Annotated in this window: 1 protein-coding gene; it reads right to left on the bottom strand. The window is 64.9% G+C overall.

The genetic code is table 11. From position 1 onward, the window contains the following. Positions 1 to 1,399: hypothetical protein (locus A5780_RS41035; RefSeq protein WP_197521775.1), on the bottom strand; the 1,399-nt coding region annotated here is incomplete at both ends.

Below are 1,399 nucleotides of genomic sequence, written 5' to 3'. Positions count from 1 at the left end.
GTGATGGTGTCCGTGATTGCTTCAGCGCGTTTGGGATTGGTCTGGGCCACCACCCGGGCGATTGCGGCGAGTGCCTTGGCCTGCCGGTTCGGGTTGGCGATGGTACGGGCGATGGTTTCGGCGCGTTGGGGATTGGTCTGGGCCACCACCCGGGCGATTATGGCGAGCGCGTTGGCCTGCCCGTACGGGTCGGTGATGGTGTGGACGATGGTTTCGGCGCGGTCGGCGAGTCGGGCTGCGCGTTCGGGATCGATCGCGGCCACCACCTCAAGGATGCTGACGAGTGCGTTGCCTCGTGTGGTCGGGTTGGTGATGGTGTGGACGATGGTTTCGGCGCGGTCGGCGAGTCGGGCTGCGCGTTCGGGATCGGTCTGGGCTGCTGCAAGGGCGATTTCCGTGAGTGTCTCGGCCTGCAAAAAACCGTCGGTGATGGTGTCCGCGATGGTTTCGGCGCGTTCGGGATCGGTCTGGCCCACCGCGTAGACGATATTTTGAAGCACATTGTCGTGTTGGTTCGGGTCGGTGATGGTGTGGGCGATGGTCTCGGCCCGTTCGGTCAGCCGAGCCGTGCATTCAGGATCGGACCCAGCTACTGCTTTGATGAATTCGGCAAGCACGTGGACTTGATGGCTGGGGTTGGTAATGGTGTGGGCGAGGGTTTCGGCGTGTTCGGTGAGTCGGGCGGCGCGTTCGGGATCGGTCCGGACCACCACTCGGGCGATCGTGGCGAGCGCCTTGGTCTGCAGGTCAGGATCGGTGATGGTGTAGGCGATGGTCTCGGCATGTTCGGTGAGTCGAGCAGCGTGTTCGGGATCGGTCGGGGCCACCATCTCGATGATGCTGACGAGTGCGCTGACCCGCTGGTAAGGGTCGCCGATGGCGTGCGTGATGATCTCAGCGCGTTCGGGATTGGTTCGGACCACCACTCGGGCGGTTGCGGCGAGTGCCTCGGCCTGCCGCTTCGAGTCGGTGATGGTGCGGGCGATGGTCTCGGCGCGTTCGGGATCGGTCTGGCCCACCGCGTAGACGATATTTCGAAACGCGCTGTCGTGCTGGCGAGGGTGGGTGATGGTGTGGGCGATGGTCTCGGCGTGTTCGGTGAGTCGGGCCGCGTGTTCGGGATCGGTCTGGGCCACCGCGCGGGCGATCGTGGTGAGTGCCCCAGCTTGTTGGTGCGGGTTGGTGATGGTGTGGGCGATGGTCTCGGCGTGTTCGGTGAGTCGGGCCGCGTGTTCGGGATCGGTCCGGACCACCGCGCGGGCGATCGTGGTGAGGGCCTCGACCTGCCGGTTTGGGTCGGTGATGGTGTGGGCGATGGTTTCGGCGCGTTCGGTTAGTCGAGTTGCGCGTTCAGGGTCGGTGCCAGCTACCGCCTCGGTGATTCCGATGAGTGAAGAAC

The organism is Nocardia sp. 852002-20019_SCH5090214 (genome assembly GCF_001665865.1).
In the GTDB taxonomy this organism is placed as follows: Bacteria; Actinomycetota; Actinomycetes; order Mycobacteriales; family Mycobacteriaceae; genus Nocardia; species Nocardia nova.
This window is presented reverse-complemented; position numbering and strand designations above follow the sequence as displayed.